Below are 18284 nucleotides of genomic sequence, written 5' to 3'. Positions count from 1 at the left end.
GGAAGCAGCGTTGGTATGTGCTGTGTACGACGAGCGGCAAAATGATTGGGCCGCGATAGCAGCCAACTGACTTTGTCGTCGCGCAGGCCCGAGGAACGCCCGATAAACTCCGCCCCGGCTCGAATTTTGCTATTTTCCGGAGCTTTGCTAAGCACTGATCGCTGAATTCCTCACCTGCTGCGAGACATGCACTTTCGCGGGGGATCGGATAGACTATTGCGCTCAGCAAGGGGGATGCGGGGCCGGGGCTGACATGGTGCTGCGACTTATCAAGCTATGCCTGATCGGCCTTATGGCCTGCCTCCTCCTGCTTCCCGAATTGGCCGCGGGACAGCAGCAGGCTGCAAGCATTGCCGGGCGGCAAAAAACGTCGGATGCAGCTGGCAAGGCACAACAGATCCAAGACCTGATGGCCGGGCGACTCGATCCCGATGTCGATGTCGCCAACCTCTTCTCCTTCTCGCTCACGAGCAGCGATGCAGCCAGTGCCCATGCCGTTGCGCAGCTGGTGACGGATGGCTCCTTCTATGCGCAGGCGAAAGCCGATCCTTCGCACCTCAAGACCCTTGCCGCCGATCAGGCAAAGCTTGCGCTGGCACAAGCCGCCTTCCTGCGCCTGCCGCAAACGGAGCGTGAACGGCTGCTGGAGGCCCAACGCAAGCGCTATGACAGCTATCGCGCAAAGCAGAAGACCAATGAGGCGGCAGCGCAGGAACTGGCACGGCTGCAGCGCGAGCTGCAGGGCCTGCAGGACTTCCTGGCGGGCAAGCCTGCCCCCTCTGCCGTCCTCAAGCTGGGCCTGATCAGTAACGGTAGCGCAGGGATCGACAGCAAGCGGCTCGAGACATTGACCGGCCAGGCGCCCTCCCCCGGCCCCGAACCTGCCGCTGATGCCCCGATCGATGAGAGGGTCGCCTGGCTGCGCAAGCAGATCGCCGCGGCAAAATCCGAAGTGCTGCAATTGCAGCCCGCAACGTTGGCCCAGCTGGAGGCCGCATCGGGAGTCAGTTCGGGCACGGCCGACGAAATCGCCAGCGCGGATGCCCTGCTCGATGTGGCCAAGTCGCAGCTCAGCGACGCCGCCCGGGCGGCCCACAATGCCGCGAGCGAGCAGGAGCGCCTCATCGCCAACGAACAGGCGCGGCTGCTGCGGACGAAGAGCGTTCAGGCCGCATTCCGTGCCCAGCTGGCCAGAGCCAAGGCCGAACCGGACAGCATTCTCGAATCCGCCCTGAGCTGGCGCCGCCGCATCCAGGAACTGGGAGAGAAGGGTCAGGGCCGCGAGCTTCAGGCAGATTCGATCTATGCCGAACTCGTGCCGGAATTGACCCGCATCCGACAGGAACTGCGCCGGGCGCTCGACACCAGCGAGAACGGGCGGGACCGCGCATTGGAGCCCGGATCGCTCGACCCCGCGCTCCCTCAGGATCTTCCGGCAACCCGGCAGTTGCACACACAGAAGGCCGAATTGGCGCGCTCCGCAGTGCTGCTTCGTGCCTCCTACGGCGAAGAGCTTTGGGCGAAGCGCCGTGCGCTGAACGATGCGATGGTCCTGCTCAATGGCGAACGCCTCGCGCTCCTGTCGTCCCTAAGCGCTTCCAAGCGCGCGCAAGTGACCGGTTTCGGCGCGGAGGGCGTGGCTCAGGTCCGCCGGGAAATCTCGGAGATCGTGCTCGAACTGCGCTTCAACCTGCAGTCCTGGCGCCAGACGCTGGGGCAGGTCTCCCAACCGTTCCAGCGGCCCACCCCCGAATTCGTGCTGGCATTGCTGCGCCTCTTCGCCATCGCTCTCGTCTTCAGCTGGTGGCGTCGCAACGGCGACCCGATGCTGCGGCGCGCTCAGGCCGAGGCGCAAGCGAAGCGCCCCCGCACGCTTGCGAGCAGCCTGCAAGCCGGGTTCTTCGAATACTGGCGCCGCGTTCGCAAGCCGCTCGACTGGTTGGTGCTGACCATCCTCTTCCGGTGGCTCCTGCCCGATGATCTCGTGATACCGGGACTCTCCTTTATCTGGATCGTCCTGTTCTGGTCGCTGACGACCGTCCTCGTCGTCAATCTCGTCGACCAACTCGCGCGCGGTCGCGGGCGGGACGATCCACGCGCTACGCTTCGGTGGAATTCGCTGAGGCTGATCGCCGGCAGCCTGCTCGCCGTGGGCCTGCTGCTCAACCTCACCAGCGCCAGCGTCGGCAAGGGCGCAATGTACAACTGGGTCTTCACCCTTGCCCTGCTTCTGGCGCCTGCAATCGTTGTCCTGCTGACGAACTGGTGGCGAGCCCGGATCGTCGCTCTTGCGCAAGCCGAAGCGCGGGACAGTTCCCTGCTGGACTGGGTCTCGCACGACCCGGGCGGCTTTACCGGTCTGCTCGGGCGCATCGCCGCTGGCGCCCTGCTCCTGCTGCGTGGCCTGCGCTCCATCATCGCGCGCCGCATGCGCGACCTGGCACTGGTTCGCGAACTTTTCGAACAACGTGCCCGGATCCAGGCCGCCCGGCAGGTGGCAGAAGACAAGGCCAGCGGGCGCTTCCACCGCCCCTCGCCCGAAGTTCTCGAGTGCCTTGATCCCCATCGCCTGCCGATCGAATTCCGCACCGGCAAGGATCGACCGGGCGGGCTCGCCTTGCCCGAGCTGCAGCCCGGCACGGTCACCCTCGTCGTCGGGGAGCGCGGGCTGGGCAAGTCATCGTTTCTGCGAGACCTTTCCGGGCAATACGAAGATTGCGGCAAGGTCGTTCGCCTGTCGGTTGGCTCGCCCGACTTGGGGGCGCTTCTGCGCGACCTTCACGCAGCGCTCGGCACCGGAGTGAAATCTTCCGATCCCGCCGAACTGTCCGGCTGGCTGGCGCGCGCAGACGCTCCTTGCCTGATTACCGTAGATGACCTGCAGCGGCTGGTGATTCCCGCGATCGGCGGGCTTGCCGCCATCGACACGCTGATCGCCATGGCCCGGTCGAGCGGGATCAACTGCCGCTGGGCCTTCACCATCGGCGAGGATGCCTGGAGCTTCCTGCAGCGCGCCCGGATCGATCGCGTCCTTTTCGATGCCGTGATCCGGTTGCCGCACTGGTCGTCCGCGGACCTGCGCGCCCTGATCGAGCGACGGACCGCGCAGGTCGGCCTGCAGCCGGACTTTTCCGCCATGATCGACGACGGTGTCTTCGAACTCGGCGAGGACCTGACCGTCGAGGAGCGCAAGAAGCGCGGCTACTTCGATCGGCTGGCCGAATATGTGAACGGGAATCCGGCCATCGCCCTCGACTACTGGCGACAGTCGCTGTTCGTCGACGGCCTTGACCAGAGGGTCGTCGTGCGCACGTTCGATGCTCCGGCGGTGGACAGGTTGGCGGCCCTGCCGCTGCCCTCGCTGTTCGTGCTGCGCGCAATCATGCGCATGGACATGGCCGATGTCCCGTCGATCCAGGCCAGCACGGACCTTTCCACATCGATCGTTACCGATGCCCTGAGGAGCCTGCAACTCCTCGGAGTCATCGCGCCCGTTGCAAGTTATTACCAGATCACCCTGCACTGGTGGATGGAAGCAACGCGGCTGCTCCTGCGGCAGAACCTGACGGTGCGAGGGATCAAATGAAGATGTCTGGACGCCTCGGACGGCTCCTCTATCTGGTCGGCGGCATGATCATGCCGGCCAGCGCGGCCCATGCGCAGGCAGAGATCGACGCCGATACGATCAGCAAGCTGGCGGATATCGTGCGCTGGAGCGGTGCCATCACCTCGCTCTTCGTGATCGGTGGTGCCTGGGCTCTGCTGCGCCTGCTTTCGCGCTTCGTCTCTGCTTTCAGCAACGAATTTTCCTCGCGCCGCCTGACCCTGCAGAAGATCAACACGCTGGGCCAGTTCGTCATTTACGTGGCGACGACGGTTCTCGTCCTCCTGCTCTCGTTCCGCTTCGACGAGACGACGCTTGCCGTCATCGGCGGCACGATCGCGGTCGCCGTGGGCTTTGCAATGAAGGACCTCGTCGCCTCTTTCATTGCCGGCGTGATCGTCATGCTCGACCGCCCGTTCCAGGTGGGCGATCGCGTGTCCTTCGGTGGCGAGTACGGCGACATCACCGCAATCGGCCTGCGCTCCGTGCGGATGCAGACACTCGACGACAACACCATCACGATCCCCAACAGCAAATTCCTGAGCGAGATCACGTCCTCTGGCAATTATGGCGCGCTCGACATGCAGGTGGTGATGGATTTTTACATCGCCCCCGGCCAGGACATCGATCGCGCATACGAAATCGTCAACGAAGCCGCGCTGTCGAGCCGCTTCGTCTTTCTCGCCAAACCGGTAACGGTGCTCGTGAAGCAGTGGGTATCGGACTATCTGGTGGGCGTGCGCTTGCGCCTCAAGGCCTATGTTCTCGATACCCGCTTCGAGAAGGCGTTTGAATCCGACGTCAATCTGCGGGTTCTGCGCGCTTTTGAAGCTGAGGGGATCGTGGTTCCCGGCGCTGTGCCCCTACCGGATCATGGAGCGAAGCATTCGACCAAAGCAGAGACAATATAGACGCCGCCGTCACGACGATGCGGCCTTTATACAGGTTGAGCCGAAGTTTCCGGATTGACAATCCACCACTCCGCAGCCCGAAATTCGGCCTTTTATTTCGCTATGTTCAAAAGTGTTCATAAATTCGTCGAAATGCAGGAACGGAACTTTTCCGAATATCGCCTGTTGTGTCTTCAGGTCGTCGTCACCTCCCCTTGCAAGACGCGAAGAGTGGCGACGACTTCGGTCATGCGGGCCCTGAGCTGACGGCTCATCCTGCTGCAAACAACAATGTCGAGCACGTAAGACTGATCGTCGGGAGACTTATGATGAAGAAGTTTATCTATCTGGCAGGACCGGCCGCATTGCTGGCTCTGGCTGCTTGCCAGAGCGAGAAGGCCGACAACGTCGAGGATGCGGCGGAAAACCGCGCGGATCAGCTGGACGAAATGGCCGATAACGCCACCACCGAAGCGCAGGAAGAGGCTCTTGAGAACAAGGCCGACAGGGTCGAGGAACAGGGCGAAGAAGCCGCCAACAAGATCGACGACAACGGCGAGATCGCACCGAGCGAAACGAAGATCGGCGATACCCAGTAAGGTCCGCAAGGATGTTTTCGGATCCCGAATTGCGGCAGCGCCGACAAATCGGGGTTGTCCTGCCCGGATTGCGCAGCGCAACGCGGCGCATGTCAGTCCGGGCAGGCACGCCATATTTAATTGCCACCTTCTATTATCGGTCAGCTGAAGATTCTGCCTTCCGACGTGGTCACTTGGCCTCCGCGGCCGCAGCCATGGCGGCCCGCGCGGCTAGAATATAGGCGGAAGTTGTGCTGACCGTGTATTCGTTTTCGAACCAGAGGAACGGCCAATCGGTCTTCGCTTCCGGAAAGTCAGGTTTTACAACGAGCACGCCGGGTACGAGTCCGCCGGGGATAAAGCTGTAGTCCGCGCGATTATGCCCGTAGCCGATCAGCTTTGACGCGGTGCCGACAGTTGAGACGAGCGACAGATTATTGGCAGGGTGCCGACCCAGTACATAGTCGATTGCAGCAAGCGTATAGTCGGTTCCGACAATCTCTGGGAACTGCTCATGCAGCAGATACATCGTTGTACCGAAGCTGACGACCTGATTGGAACCGGCCCACGACCCTTCGCTGATCGGCACACCGAAGGGATTTTTCGCCAGATCGGCATCGACCTTGGCTTTCATCTTGCGCACTGACGGCACCAATTGCTTGCGGTAGCCGGCATCCATGAAGGGAATCGCGCGAACGGCTGCGTCACCGATCCAATCGAAGCTCTGCTGAATAACGGGCAGCAGCTGCCGAAGCCGGTCTGCATAGAGCTTTTCTCCCTTGGTCGTGATCAGTAGCTCTACCGTGGCCGCGACATTGGCGACTTGCGCCGATCGAGGCGAGGATGAATCGTCGCGCCCATCACCCGGCTTGATATCTCCGGTTTGCTGCTTGGCCCACAGGGCCTTGGCTGCCGCGAGTGCCTCGCCCGCCATTGCCGGATCGCTGTCGGATAGCGCCCGACTGGAGCCGGCCAAGGCAGCGGCGACAATCAGGTTGTTGGCCGGCAAGTCGGTCGTGAAAGCCCAGCGATCGTCCTGTGCCCCAGATGCGGCACCCTTTCTCTCGGTCGGTTGCAGACTTGCATCGTAGACAAGGCCGTCAGTTTGCGATCCGGCATCGCCGAGATGCGCATATTGCCGCAGCGTCGGATCGATGATGCCTACGATGGCGTGTCCGAACACCTTGTACTGCGCGAGCAACTGCAAGGTTCCATGACGGATCTGCTGGATGGAATCCTCAATGCCATCCGGCTTGCGGATCTCAACCGCACGCGCCTTTTCGTCGACGCTCGTCTCGTCCCAGTCGAGTCCGAAAAGTTCGCGTGCCCAGACCAGATCGCGAACCACAGATGCGTTCTGGGGTGTCTGGATGTCGTAGTCACCGGCATCCTGCCATCCGCCCACCGCAAGGCCGGGAATATGTTCTCCTGCCTTGAACGGGGAATCCAGATCGGCTCCCATCTTGTAGCCATCGAAATGCACGATGTTCGGCGGGGCCTGCCGTGCATCGTCAAGATGCGAGGGGGATGACCACACGCGATACTGCTCTCGAATACCGACATGATCCATCTGCTCGGCAAGGAATGTATCGAGTGACGTCTGCCAGATGCGATCGTAAGCATCGGCGGAAATGCGGAATGGATTTGTCGTCTGACCGGCATAGGAGATCGCGTAGATCCCCGGCTCACGAACGCTGGAAAAATCGAAGGATGCGTAGTTATAGCGCATCCAGCGACCGCGCGATTGCGTTCTGGCACGCAGCACCGGCACTTGGCTGCCATCGGGTGACAGCTTGACCAGTTCGGCCTCTGCCGGAGCCTTGAAATTGGGATCGAGCTCGATCAACGCGACCTTGGGCCGACCGGGGGTATAGCCAGCCTGGTTGAAGGAGACGACCGGCTGGCGCACCCAGCCCTTCACAACATTCGGCCGGACATGCCAGACAATCGCATTCTCCTTGGCCCCCGCCGGTATCAGCGAACGCACCACGAACCAGCCGTTCTGGGCTCGGTTGCGGGCATCGTAGAGCTTCAGCGGTGCCGTATCCGAAGTGATCGACACCCGCGTCATCGGGTCTTCCGGTGACAGCGTGATCGCGTTGGCACCTTCTGCAAGCGGCAGAGGATCGCCTGACCCATCCTTGGCCATCGGACCGGTCGGATGGCGCGGGAAAAGACCCGGCGCTTGCCCCATCATGAAGGTCTTGCCGAAATAGGCGGTGGGCAGGAAATCCAGATTGAAGCCAGCCTTGCCCGCCAGGCCTGGCGGCAGGGGTTTGTCGAGATCGACGGCAATCCGAAAGCCGTCGCCTTCGGCCGTAACCTTGACGCTGTAACTGAGGTTCACGTCCTTGTATTCCGAGCGCACGAGAACCTGGTTGGGCGATGTGCCCATAGTCCTGCCGAGGAAGGCAGGCACCGGGGCCCATTGCTCCGGGGTTGCATCAAGCCGCACCGCGCCGTCCGTAGCGATCCGCTCGCCATGCAGGACGATCTGGATGCCCGCATTCTTTTCATCGAAGAAGATCGGACTGAACTGGTTCTGATCGACGATGACCGTTATTCCTTGCGCCTCGAGAGTTTGGGCAGGCGTAACCGTCAGCGCCTGACCATGGGTCGCGATCGGACTGACCATAATCGTCGCGGAGGCCAACAACGCACTTACAATCCTCTTCATCCCAATCTCCTCTGGAAAATCTCAGGCACAATTAATCAAGCCGAGAGTCGCCAAGCGACTCTCGATCGGCACGGCACCGCCGCGCATTGGCAACAGAAAGTCAGGCTGGCTTAGTGGCTCGGCTTCAGAAGGCCGTGCATTCCCATCCAGCGAGCGAATTCATCGAACCAGCCAGTGCTGGTCGTCGGCTTCTGGTACATGCCGAAGCCGTGCCCGCCCTGTTCGAAAAGGTGGAACTCGACCGGACGCCTGGCTGCCCGCCAGCTTTCGATCAGTCCGAAACCGCTATTCCCGAACAGCGGATCATCGGCGGCAAGGGCCACGAACAATGGGGGTGCATCGGCCGGGACTGTTGCAGGAGCAAGCGGCCCATAGATGTTTCCGATAAAGGCCGGCTTCGCATCCTGCCCGGCCAGGGTCGTGGCCATGGTCAACATGGCGCCGGCGGAAAAGCCGACCATGCCGATACGATCGGGATCTACATGCCATTCTTCGGAGCGCTTGCGCACAAGGGCAAAGGCGGCGCGTGCATCTGCTATCTGCGTTCCGAGGTTGGCCATCATGGCTTCCAGGTCTGGCCGAGGCGCCGGACCCCGCGGGGCGGTCATGTCAGCAGACGAACGTTCGAAATCAGCGAGTCTGGGCGGCGTCTGGTTTAGCCGATATTTCAGGACGAATGCCGCAACGCCTTTCGCCGCAAGAGCGCGAGCCACGTCCCAGCCTTCATTCTCCATCGACAGCGTGCGAAACCCCCCTCCTGGGGCAACGATGACCGCCGTGCCGGTCGCCTTGGCAGGATCGGGCAGGAAAGGTGTGAGCGTAGCTTCGGTGACGTTGCGCGCAAAGACGCTGTTGTACTGGCTGTGCCACGATTCCCGCGCCGTTGCCCCGGGCAGTTCGCCAGTACCAAGCTTTATGGCGTCGCCTTGTGCGGGCGTCGCGATGGAAACCATCTTGTCGGATTGTGCCAGTGCCGGTGCTGCAACGGCAAAGCCGGCAGCAAGCCCGCAAGCCGCAAGCGGTGCCAGGATTGGCCGCGTCAAAGTCAGGTTCGATGTCATGCGCATCAGGCGAATCATTAGCGCTCTCCCACGTGTCATTTTTTGCCACGCTAAAGGTAGCGCTACCAGAAGGCAATGCACTAACGTCAAACGAGCGAAATGGGGCTGAAGAGGGATCAGCCGGACTGAACTGGAGGCACTATGAGTTACGTCATAGGCCGATATTGGCCAGGATCATCTCGAGTTTAGCCAAAATCGACAATCAGCCCTCGCGCTTTCCTGCACGCAGAAGCGAAGGATCAGGACAATACGCCGGGGCCTAAAAAGGATCGCATGTGAATAACGCTATCATGGCTTGCGAACGTTCTGCCAGATGGGCCTAGCTCGCCTGCTTCGCACAATCGATGCAAAGGGCAGCTTCGGGCCTTGCCATCAAACGGTCGGATGAGATTTCCCCGCCGCACTTCACGCACAGACCGTAAGTGCCATCCGCAATACGATCGAGTGCTCGGTTCACCGAACCCAGTTCCCTGCTGACCAATGAAGCCTGACCTTCAAGCGAGGCATCGTCTTCCCGTTCAACAGCAGCCTCAGCGAAGTCGGGATCGAGCGGTTCGGACAGATCGTCCTGCAGATGCTTCATCCTGGCGTTCAGCTCGACAAGTCGCGCCTCAAGCTTCCGTTTCGCCGTATCGTGTAGCGCGACAAACTGGATGAGGATTCGTGTTGCCTCACCGAGAGATGTTCCCGACCGATGGTCCAGTTGCCTCATCGGAATGTTCCCTTAGCGGATTTGTATTCCACAAGCTAGATCAAGGACATGTGGGGGGAGAGCCGGCGAAGCGTAGCGCAGCCGGCTCTCCCCCCACATTTGCAAAAATTTCGCCGGCCTCGCTCCGGGGACCGAAGACCAGGCGTTGTGCTTCTTCGGCTCGCCATATCTTGAGACGGCGCTGAATGGTCCGCAAAAGCTTGTCTGGATATTGGCCAGGGTACTCCTGCTGCAAGCGTTCCATAAGTTCGCGCCCTGTCCGCCATGGCTCGGCCCGATACCAGGCCTGGAGCTGATCTGTGACCGCCACCACCGGGTCCGGTCGGCGCCGGGTGCGCTTGGGTTGCGGTTTTGCGCGAGCCGTTGGTCTTGCTTCCCCGACTTGCCAAGCAGTCCGCAAGCCCGCAAAGAACTGATCGAGCGTTGTGTCATTCGCCACTACGGCCTCGCCGGGCTTGTCGGCCAGAACGACAAGCCGCTCCTGACAGTCGCGGATTTGGCGCAGCAACTTCACGGGATCGAGGCGTTCCAGTGTCTCGACGAGCTGGGAACGAACCGCATCGGTCGTCCTGGGATCATCGATCAGGCGTTGGGCCGGCGTCGCCGGTTTGTGATATCGTTTCGTCACCTTCGCGCCGTCGCGGTGCTTTTCCGCCAACTTGAAGGATGGCTGGAAGAAGTTCCCGTAAAACCGTTGCAAAGCATAGAGTTCGGCCAGCACGCTGGTCGCCGCGATGCCCTCGAAGCGGCGATAACCGACTATGCGGCGCACAATGGCCCCATTTTTCTGTTCGACCCAAGCCTGATCGTTCTTACGGTAGGGTCGGCAACGGGTGAAGGTGATCGAATTCGCCGCGCACCAGTCGCGCACCGTCGGGTTGAGAAAGACGCTGTCATTGTCGGTGTCGAAGCCAAGTACCGCCATTGGCAGCTGTCCGCGCAATTCGTTGAGCACCGCCACCAGTAAATTCTGCTCGCGGAACAACAGTGGCGCGCATTCGGTCCAGCCCGTCGCGATATCCGTCAAAACCAGCGTTTGTGCAAAGCTCCCTTTCGCCACTGGCCCGCTGTGCGAGACCAGATCTGCCTCAAAATGGCCGGGCGCCGGATCGTCCCAGTCATCGAATGTCCGGATCGGGATACTACGCCGTAGGGCGGATTGCCCGGCAATCCGGCGCCGCGGGGCGCCTGTCGCCGTCGCGCGGATTTCCTTCAAGGCGCGGTCGATCGTCGCCGGGCTCATCTGCAGCAGTCGCTCTTTCACTTCACTGTCGAGCTCAAGATGGCCGCTGCGTTCCATCGCGCGCACCAAAATCGGTATCATCACCTTCAATCGTTTCGAACAGATCCGGTCGGAGGCCTCCCACAGCACCGTCAGCGCCTCGCGGACCGCATCATTGTAAAGGCGTCGACCAAGACGAGAGCTTTGGCGCGTGGCCCGTTCTGATCGCATCAGGCGCATCCCATGCTTGCGGCAATAGCCTGTGATCCGGACAAATTCATCGAGTATGCGGCTCTTTTCCCTGCGCCCTGCTGACCGATATCGATCTCGGACCGCCGAGATCAACTCCTCCCGTGTTGCCATGCTCACCTTCCTCATTTTGATTCTCCCGACGCCGCTGGCTCGGGAACATTTCTGATGAGGCAACACTCAATTCAAAGGAGCATTTCTGGCGAGGCAATGCGGCTTTTAATTGTCGCTGGCAAGAGCCTCGTTCTCATCCTGATTGTCGCGGATGGTCTCGAGGACTTTGGGAGTGGTGTAGGCAGCCGGCCTTCCGGCGCCCGTGCGTCGGGCCTGTGCGGTTCGCCGGCGGTAACTTTCGACGTTCATCTCGAAGATGGTAGCGTGGTGGACGAGCCTATCGACCGCTGCGAGCGTCATTGCAGGGTCCGGGAAGACACGGTTCCATTCCCCAAATGGCTGGTTTGCGGTGATGAGCAGCGATTTGCGTTCGTAGCGTGCGCTGATCAGTTCGAAGAGTACCGAGGTTTCTGCCTGGTCTCGCGAGACGTACGCAAAATCATCGAGGATGAGCAAGTGATACTTGTCGAGCTTGGAGATGGCGGATTCGAGCGTGAGTTCGCGCCGAGCGACCTGCAGGCGTTGGACGAGGTCGGAGGTTCGGGCGAACAGGGCTCGCCAACCATTCTCCACCAATGCGAGGCCGATCGCTGCCGCCAGATGGCTTTTGCCTCCGCCCGGTGGGCCGAACAGGATGAGATTGGCCCCCTGTTCGAGCCAGCCATCGCCGGCACACAGCGCCATGACCTGGGCCTTGGAGATCATCGGCACGGCCTCAAAGGCGAAGCAGTCGAGGGTCTTGCCCGCCGGCAGATGGGCCTCGGCGAGATGGCGCTCGATCCGACGCCGGTCACGTTCGGCAAGCTCGTGCTCGGCCAGTGCCGCAAGGAACCTGCTGGCAGGCCAGCCTTCCTTGTCTGCCTGGGCGGCAAAGTCCCCCCATATGTGCTTGATCGTAGGCAGGCGCAGTTCATTGAGCATCAGGCTGAGGCGCTGAGCGTCGATCATGGGACCCGCGTTCATGCGGCTTCTCCCTGTTCGATCAGCCCATCGTAGATCGAGAGCGGCACCAGCTCGACCACGACTTCCGGCAGATTGGCAGGGTCCGGGCAGAACCGTGCCCGCAATGAGGTCAGACATGGTATCCGACGTGCGGCGAGATCCTCTGCGAGGATCTGTGCGAGTTCAGCCTCGCACGCCCGTTCGTGAGCCATGGCCAGAAGCTCGACGGAGATGCGGCAGGCTTCCCTCTCACCCACAGCCTCCAGCAGGTACTCGAACATGAGGCGATAGGGCTCGCGCGGGAACAGGCTGTCACGATAGACCAACCCCAGCAGTGCCATCGGCTTGCGACGCAAGGAATGGATGACGTGCCGGTAATCGACGATATGCCCATGCTTGCCGTTCGCACCGGGGCGGCCGCGCTGCAGGGTCATGAGCCTTGTGCCGCCGATGAAGACATCGAGGCGATCGTCGTAAAGGCGTACCCGCAGACGATGCCCGATCAGACGCGAGGGGACCGTGTAGAACACCTTGCGCAGCGTGAAGCCGCCCGAGGACGTCACCGTCACCAGGATCTCCTCGTAATCGGTAGTTCGCGCGTTCGGCAGCGATTGCAGCGACTTGCGCTCGGCATCGATGCCAGGGCCATGTCGTCGATTCCGCGCGGTTACGACCTCGTCGATGAAGCGGCGATAATCGGCAAGATCGGCAAAGTCTGCGGTTCCGCGCAGTAGCAGCGCATCCTTCACCACGGCCTTGAGGTGGCCATGGGCGCTCTCGATCGCGCCGTTCTCGTGAGCAACGCCTTTGTTGTTGCGCGTCGGCTCCATTCCGTAATGGGCGCACAGAGCATCGTAGCGCCTGGTCAAGTCGGCCTTCGTATCGGCGTCGAGATTGCGGAAAGCAGCCGACAGACTGTCGGTACGGTGAAGCTTCGGCGCTCCTCCCGCCGACCAGAGCGCGTTCTGCAGCCCTTCGGCCAAGGCGACGAAACTCTCCCCACCAAGGATGACATGCGCATGCTCGAAGCCACCGCAGGGCAGGCGAAAGTGATAGAGCATGTGGTCCAGCGACACCCCGGCGATAGAAACCTCCAGGTCGTTCATGCACGTAAAATCGGACATGCCGAGCCGGCCCGGCTCGTGGACTTGTCTGAAGATGATCTCCCGATCCTGACCGTTCAGGGCGCGCCAGTCGCGGATACGCCTCTCCAGGGTTCGCCGGGAGCCGAACTCGGTCTCAGGATATCGGCGGCGCAGTTCCTCGAAAATGGCGATAGGGCGAAGACCGGGAGCGGCCTCCAGCATAGGCACGACGACTTCCTCGAAAATACCGGCCAACGGATCAGGGCGGCGCCGGCTACGCGGGGCCGCCCGCTGTGACGGCAGTCGCGTATCCTGAAGTACCCGATAGCCTGTCGCCGGGCTGAACCCGGCCTTGGCCGACGCCAAGGCGACGGTATCGTTACGTCTGTGGGTCATGAAAAGTCTCACTTGATGATCGTTGATGTGTCGGCCGGCCACACGCCAGGTCCTCCTCGCCGGAAAACCCGATGCATAGCGGCCACCACGACCATCACAGGCACTCCGCAAAGAGCGCCTCCGGTGTGTCGGGACCGGCTACGGGCTACGCCCTCCGCCGGTCCCGACACACCGGATTCTCATCTTGATTGTCGCGCTTTCTCATCCTGATCGTCGCGCGACAGTATCGATGTCAGCCATACCTTTTCTCCCTCTCGACCGTCTAATTGAACCCCCGATACCAGCCCGAGAGTTCTCAGGCCTTGCGATCGGCTGTTTGGGCTCCTGAACCCGAACGATACTTCGCAATTTGCGAAATCTGGCACCAGAAGCATCGAGTGACATTGCGCCACGTCAAACGTGTCACCAGACTCATCGCCAATGAAGCTGCCTCACAGGATGATAGTTCTAAAACGGCACAAGAGCGGACGTCAGCCAGCGGATCTCCGCTGCCGAGCATGGCTCCATGTGCCATCGACGCCCCGTCGTCGAAGTTCCTATTGACATTTAGCGCTACATTTAGCAATCGCTGCCACAGAGATTCGCATCGCAGGCATCAATCGCCCGATTTGATGTAGCGCTACATTATTAATGGCAGCTTCAGATAGAGGCTGTTCGAGCAGGGAGAGTTGTATGACAAGGGCTTACTCGCCAGCCAATCGCATTGCCGTTTCCATGGGCGCACTAGTTATCGCGCTATCGTTTGGTAGTGCTGCAGCCGCACAGGATGTCTCCGCAACCGCAAGCGATATCGACGGGCAGGCCGCGCCTGCGGAAATTATCGTCACTGCAGGCCTTCGCGAACAGACCCTGCAGGATGTTCCGATTGCAGTCTCGGTCGTCTCCGGCAGCCAGCTCGACGCAGTCGGTGCAGGTGGCGTCGAATCCATCACCAACGTCGCTCCTTCGCTGACCTTCACGAAGGGAAGCAACGCGTCGAACAGCTCGCTTTCGATCCGCGGCATCGGCACCACCGTCTTCTCGGCTGCGACCGAGCCCGCCGTTTCCGTCGTCATCGACGATGTGCCGCTCGCACGTTCAGGCCAGGGTTTTCAGGATCTTGTCGATGTGCAGCGTGTGGAAGTCCTGCGCGGGCCGCAGTCGACGCTTTTCGGGAAGAACTCCTCTGCCGGTCTGATTTCCGTCACGACTGAAGCTCCCAGCAACTCACTGACCGGTCACTTCGATGGAAGCTACGCCGAGGGCGGCGAGTGGCAGGCACGCGGATCGATTTCCGGCCCGATCGGTGAAAACGCAGGTTATCGGATCAGCGGATTCTACAAGGATTACGATGGCTTCATTCGCAATGTCTCGGGCATAGGCGATCGCTGGTTGAGCGGCTATCGCAACTGGGGCGGGCGCGCCAAGCTCAGGTTCGAGCCCAGCTCGGATCTGACGGTCACACTTATCGGCGATTATAGCAACGGTCGTGACGACACAGTACCGACGCTGCGTTCAGTCAACACGCAGGCCTACGCCAATGCACTTGCCCCGCTCGTGCCTTCAGCAGACCTGCGTGAAGTCAATCTCAACGCCGACAATACCAACACGAGCAAGCAATGGGGCGTATCGGGCAAAGTCGAATATCAACTGAATGACGATTTCCAGCTGGTCTCGATCACGGCCTTCCGCAAGTGGAACTTCCGGGGCCGCGGCGATACCGACTACACCCCGCTGACCACGCCGGTCCCGGGCGTCACGCTCTGGGACGTCAACACCGGCAATACCCAGCTCAAGCAATATTCCCAGGAACTGCGCCTCGTCTCGGGCGACCTTGGCGGCTTTGACGTCCTGCTCGGCGCATTTGCATTCAAGCTGGATGCCGACACCGGTTTCATGCGTCGCACGGTAGCCACCGCAGCATCGCGCAGCGGCCAGTTCATGGGCAGCACGACCAATTCGAACATTGCGGCATTTGCCAGCACGAATATCGACCTGACTGACAAGATGCAGCTTTTTGGCGGCGTGCGCCTGCTCCACGAGAAGCTTGACTGGACGGTCTTCCGCGATCCGACCAACGTACTTGTCCCCGGGGACCTCGCACTGGGCGGAGCAGCCGGCACGGCAGCAGATTTCAACGGCTCGACCAATGACACACGCGTTGTCGGCAAGGTTGGCGTACGTCATGACGTCGCGGGCCTGGGCAATGTTTATGCAAGCTATGCTCGTGGCTACAAGGGCAAGGGTTTCAACCTGATCTTCGCATCTCAGGATACCTACAAGCCGGTCGACGCCGAGACGTCCAACGCATTCGAATTGGGCATGAAGATCGAGAGTGCGGATCGCAAAGTCTCGGTGAACGGTGCTCTGTTCTATACCAAGTACCGGAATTTCCAGGCGCAGGCGCAGCTGCCGGGCGACATCTCGTTCTACCTGCTGAATGCCGGATCGATTTCCACCAAGGGCATCGAACTGGAATTCAACCTGCGCCCCACCAGCCTCACCACGATCTCGCTGGGCGGTACGTTCATGGACGCGCGGATCGACAACTACACCGACGGCCCGTGCTACTTCGGTCAGACAGCTGATCAGGGTTGTGTCAACAATGCGCAGGACCTGTCCGGTGGGGACCTTCCCAACGCGCCCGACTTCCGCATGACCGCCTTCGTCAAGCAGTACGTTCCGATGGGCGACAGTTTGCCTTTCGACACTTACGTGCAGTCCAACATGACCTATCAGACCCGGGTGCAGTACCAGCTCGACCAGAATCCCGTGACCATTCAGGACGGGTTCGCCGTGGTGAATGCAGAGCTCGGCCTGGAAGACAAGGACGGCAAGTATTCGCTCGCGTTCTTCGTGCGAAACCTGTTCGACAAGAACTTCACCGGGAACATCTTTTCCTCCAGTTTCAACGGTGGCCGCGTCTATCAGCAGGTATTGCGTGACGCCGATCGTTACTGGGGTGTGCGCGGTTCGTTCAGCTTCTGATGGATCGCGAGACCGTTCACGTGAAAGGTCCCAACTCCGAGCAGGGGGGCAGCGTCGATCCGCTCGCGCTGTCTCCCGCTGATCGGGCCTGGGTCGATGCTCGGCTTGCCGAGCTGTCGACCGAGGACAAAGTGGGCCAACTTTTCGTTCTGAGCTCAACCAACGACGACATTGATGAGATCGATCGCCACTGCGCGCTCGGTGTAGGCGGTATTCACCGCTTCCCCGGCCACGATCTCGAAAGGGCCTGGGCTGCAACGCGCGCGGCGATAGAGCGCTCGGCAATCCCGCCACTGATCAGCGGGGATATCGAAGGTGGATCCCTGAGCCACTTCTATGCATGCCCGGTGCCCAACCAGATGGGCCTCGCGGCGGCGAACGACCTTGAGCAATCACGCAGGATCGCAAGCATAATTGCGCTGGAAAGCCGGGCGATGGGGTTCAACTGGACCTTCTCGCCGGTTGTCGACGTCAATGTCAATTTCCGCAACCCCGTGGTCGGCACCCGCTCCTACGGCTCGCACGTGGACGCAATCATTGGCCAGGCATTGGTCCTGATCGAAGAATTGCAGGCGCAGGGCATCGCAGCAACCGCCAAGCACTGGCCGGGCGACGGTATCGACGATCGCGACCAGCATCTCGTACCGACGGTCAATACCCTCGCCATGGCCGATTGGGATGCCAGTTTCGGGCGCATCTACCGAAACATGATCAACGCTGGCGTTATGGCCGTGATGAGCGCACACATCGCCCTTCCGGAATATATCCGTGCCCGCGACGGCAATGCTGGGCGCGAGGCCTTCAAACCGGCATCCCTATCCCGCACCCTGAACCTCGATTTCCTGCGCGGCGAGCTTGGCTTTCGTGGCCTGATCGTATCCGACGCCACAGCCATGGGCGGACTCAATGCCTGGTGCGAACGTGCTGAAGTCGTGCCTGCCGTCATCGAAAACGGTTGCGATGTCTTCCTGTTCAGCCGCGACGCCGCGGGCGACAAACGGCTGATGCTGGATGGACTGCGGCAAGGACTGCTCAGTGAAGAGCGTCTGGAGGCAGCGGTCGATAAAGTTCTCTCGCTCAAGGCCCGACTTGGCCTGCATCGCCGGGAGCCCTCCGATTTGCTGCCGCCGCTGGATGACGCACGCAAAATTCTGCGCCAGCCTGAAAACATGGCGCAAGTCAACGCGACCAATGCTCAGGCCATTACCCTGGTAAAGGATACGCAAGAGCTGCTTCCAATCGATCCTGCCCGCCACCGGCGCATTGCGGTCGTGGTCGAAGAGGGATGGAACTTCGTCTCCGGCGCACTTCCCCGCAGCAGCGCAGCCTTCATTGAAGGCTTGCGCGAACGCGGCTTCGAAGTGCGGATATTTGACAGCGAGGTGCCTCCGACACGCGATGATACAGATCTTCTGATCTATCTGATCGGGCAGGAGGCGACGCCCGCCATTGCACAGATCCACATCGACTGGATCAAGCTTCATGGCGGCTCGCGTCGCGCGATGCTTCGTTTCAATACCGAGATACCGACACTGATGATATCGCTTGGGCAGCCCTACTATCTGTATGACGCTCCTGAGATCGCGACCTACGTAAACGGCTATAGCAGCCTCGACAGCGTTCAGACGGGCGTAGTTGAGCGCCTTGTCGGCGAGGCTGCGTTTACCGGCGTATCACCGGTCGACCCTTTCTGCGGTCTTGAGCAGACCCGATACTGACCACCCGGAATCCGTGTAGATTTCTCCTCCCGCACGGGTTCTTTCGAGCGGCGACGGCTTCGATCCGTC

General features: G+C 61.0%; 11 protein-coding genes. 5 read left to right on the top strand and 6 right to left on the bottom strand.

The window, feature by feature from the left end; all coding sequences use genetic code 11:
• Positions 1-253: 253 nt before the first annotated feature.
• The 3 genes from SPHV1_RS18965 (at position 254) to SPHV1_RS18955 (ending at position 5093) form a co-directional block, all read left to right on the top strand.
• Positions 254-3586 carry a hypothetical protein gene (locus tag SPHV1_RS18965; protein WP_231634752.1) on the top strand — a complete coding sequence of 1111 codons (3333 nt, stop codon included), beginning with the start codon at positions 254-256 and terminating at the stop codon, positions 3584-3586.
• 2 nt (positions 3587-3588) lie between these two features.
• Positions 3589-4515 (top strand): mechanosensitive ion channel family protein, encoded by a 927-nt coding sequence (locus SPHV1_RS18960; protein WP_054947570.1) that lies wholly within the window; start codon positions 3589-3591, stop codon positions 4513-4515.
• 308 nt (positions 4516-4823) lie between these two features.
• Positions 4824-5093: a hypothetical protein gene (locus SPHV1_RS18955; RefSeq protein WP_231634751.1), complete on the top strand. Its 270-nt coding sequence runs from the start codon at positions 4824-4826 to the stop codon at positions 5091-5093.
• A 169-nt stretch (positions 5094-5262) separates the two neighbouring features.
• On the opposite strand, the gene SPHV1_RS18950 is transcribed toward SPHV1_RS18955, so the two are convergent.
• The 6 genes from SPHV1_RS18950 to istA form a co-directional block, all read right to left on the bottom strand.
• Positions 5263-7749: a glycoside hydrolase family 9 protein gene (locus SPHV1_RS18950; RefSeq protein WP_054947568.1), complete on the bottom strand. Its 2487-nt coding sequence runs from the start codon at positions 7747-7749 to the stop codon at positions 5263-5265.
• Between the two features lie 110 nt (positions 7750-7859).
• Positions 7860-8816: an alpha/beta hydrolase gene (locus SPHV1_RS18945; RefSeq protein ID WP_139383998.1), complete on the bottom strand. Its 957-nt coding sequence runs from the start codon at positions 8814-8816 to the stop codon at positions 7860-7862.
• 313 nt (positions 8817-9129) lie between these two features.
• Positions 9130-9522, bottom strand: coding sequence for a TraR/DksA family transcriptional regulator (locus tag SPHV1_RS18940; RefSeq protein ID WP_082431068.1), 393 nt, complete (start codon positions 9520-9522; stop codon positions 9130-9132).
• Positions 9523-9562: 40 nt separating this feature from the next.
• The gene (locus SPHV1_RS18935; RefSeq protein ID WP_231634750.1) at positions 9563-11122 is read right to left on the bottom strand and encodes a transposase; all 1560 of its coding nucleotides are present in this window, start codon (positions 11120-11122) and stop codon (positions 9563-9565) included.
• Between the two features lie 90 nt (positions 11123-11212).
• Positions 11213-12070, bottom strand: coding sequence for an IS21-like element helper ATPase IstB (istB, locus tag SPHV1_RS18930; RefSeq protein ID WP_054947566.1), 858 nt, complete (start codon positions 12068-12070; stop codon positions 11213-11215).
• Positions 12067-13530, bottom strand: coding sequence for an IS21 family transposase (gene istA, locus SPHV1_RS18925; RefSeq protein WP_231634749.1), 1464 nt, complete (start codon positions 13528-13530; stop codon positions 12067-12069). The genes istB and istA overlap by 4 nt, the downstream gene beginning before the upstream one ends.
• A 672-nt stretch (positions 13531-14202) precedes the next feature.
• Here istA and SPHV1_RS18920 point away from each other — a divergent pair.
• Positions 14203-16497 (top strand): TonB-dependent receptor, encoded by a 2295-nt coding sequence (locus SPHV1_RS18920; protein WP_197277749.1) that lies wholly within the window; start codon positions 14203-14205, stop codon positions 16495-16497.
• Positions 16497-18215 carry a glycoside hydrolase family 3 protein gene (locus tag SPHV1_RS18915; protein WP_054947563.1) on the top strand — a complete coding sequence of 573 codons (1719 nt, stop codon included), beginning with the start codon at positions 16497-16499 and terminating at the stop codon, positions 18213-18215. Before SPHV1_RS18920 ends, SPHV1_RS18915 begins: the two co-directional genes overlap by 1 nt.
• The last annotated feature ends 69 nt before the right edge of the window (positions 18216-18284 follow it).

The sequence above is a fragment of the Novosphingobium sp. KN65.2 genome, from assembly GCF_001368935.1.
GTDB classification, from domain to species: Bacteria; Pseudomonadota; Alphaproteobacteria; order Sphingomonadales; family Sphingomonadaceae; genus Novosphingobium; species Novosphingobium mathurense.
This window is presented reverse-complemented; position numbering and strand designations above follow the sequence as displayed.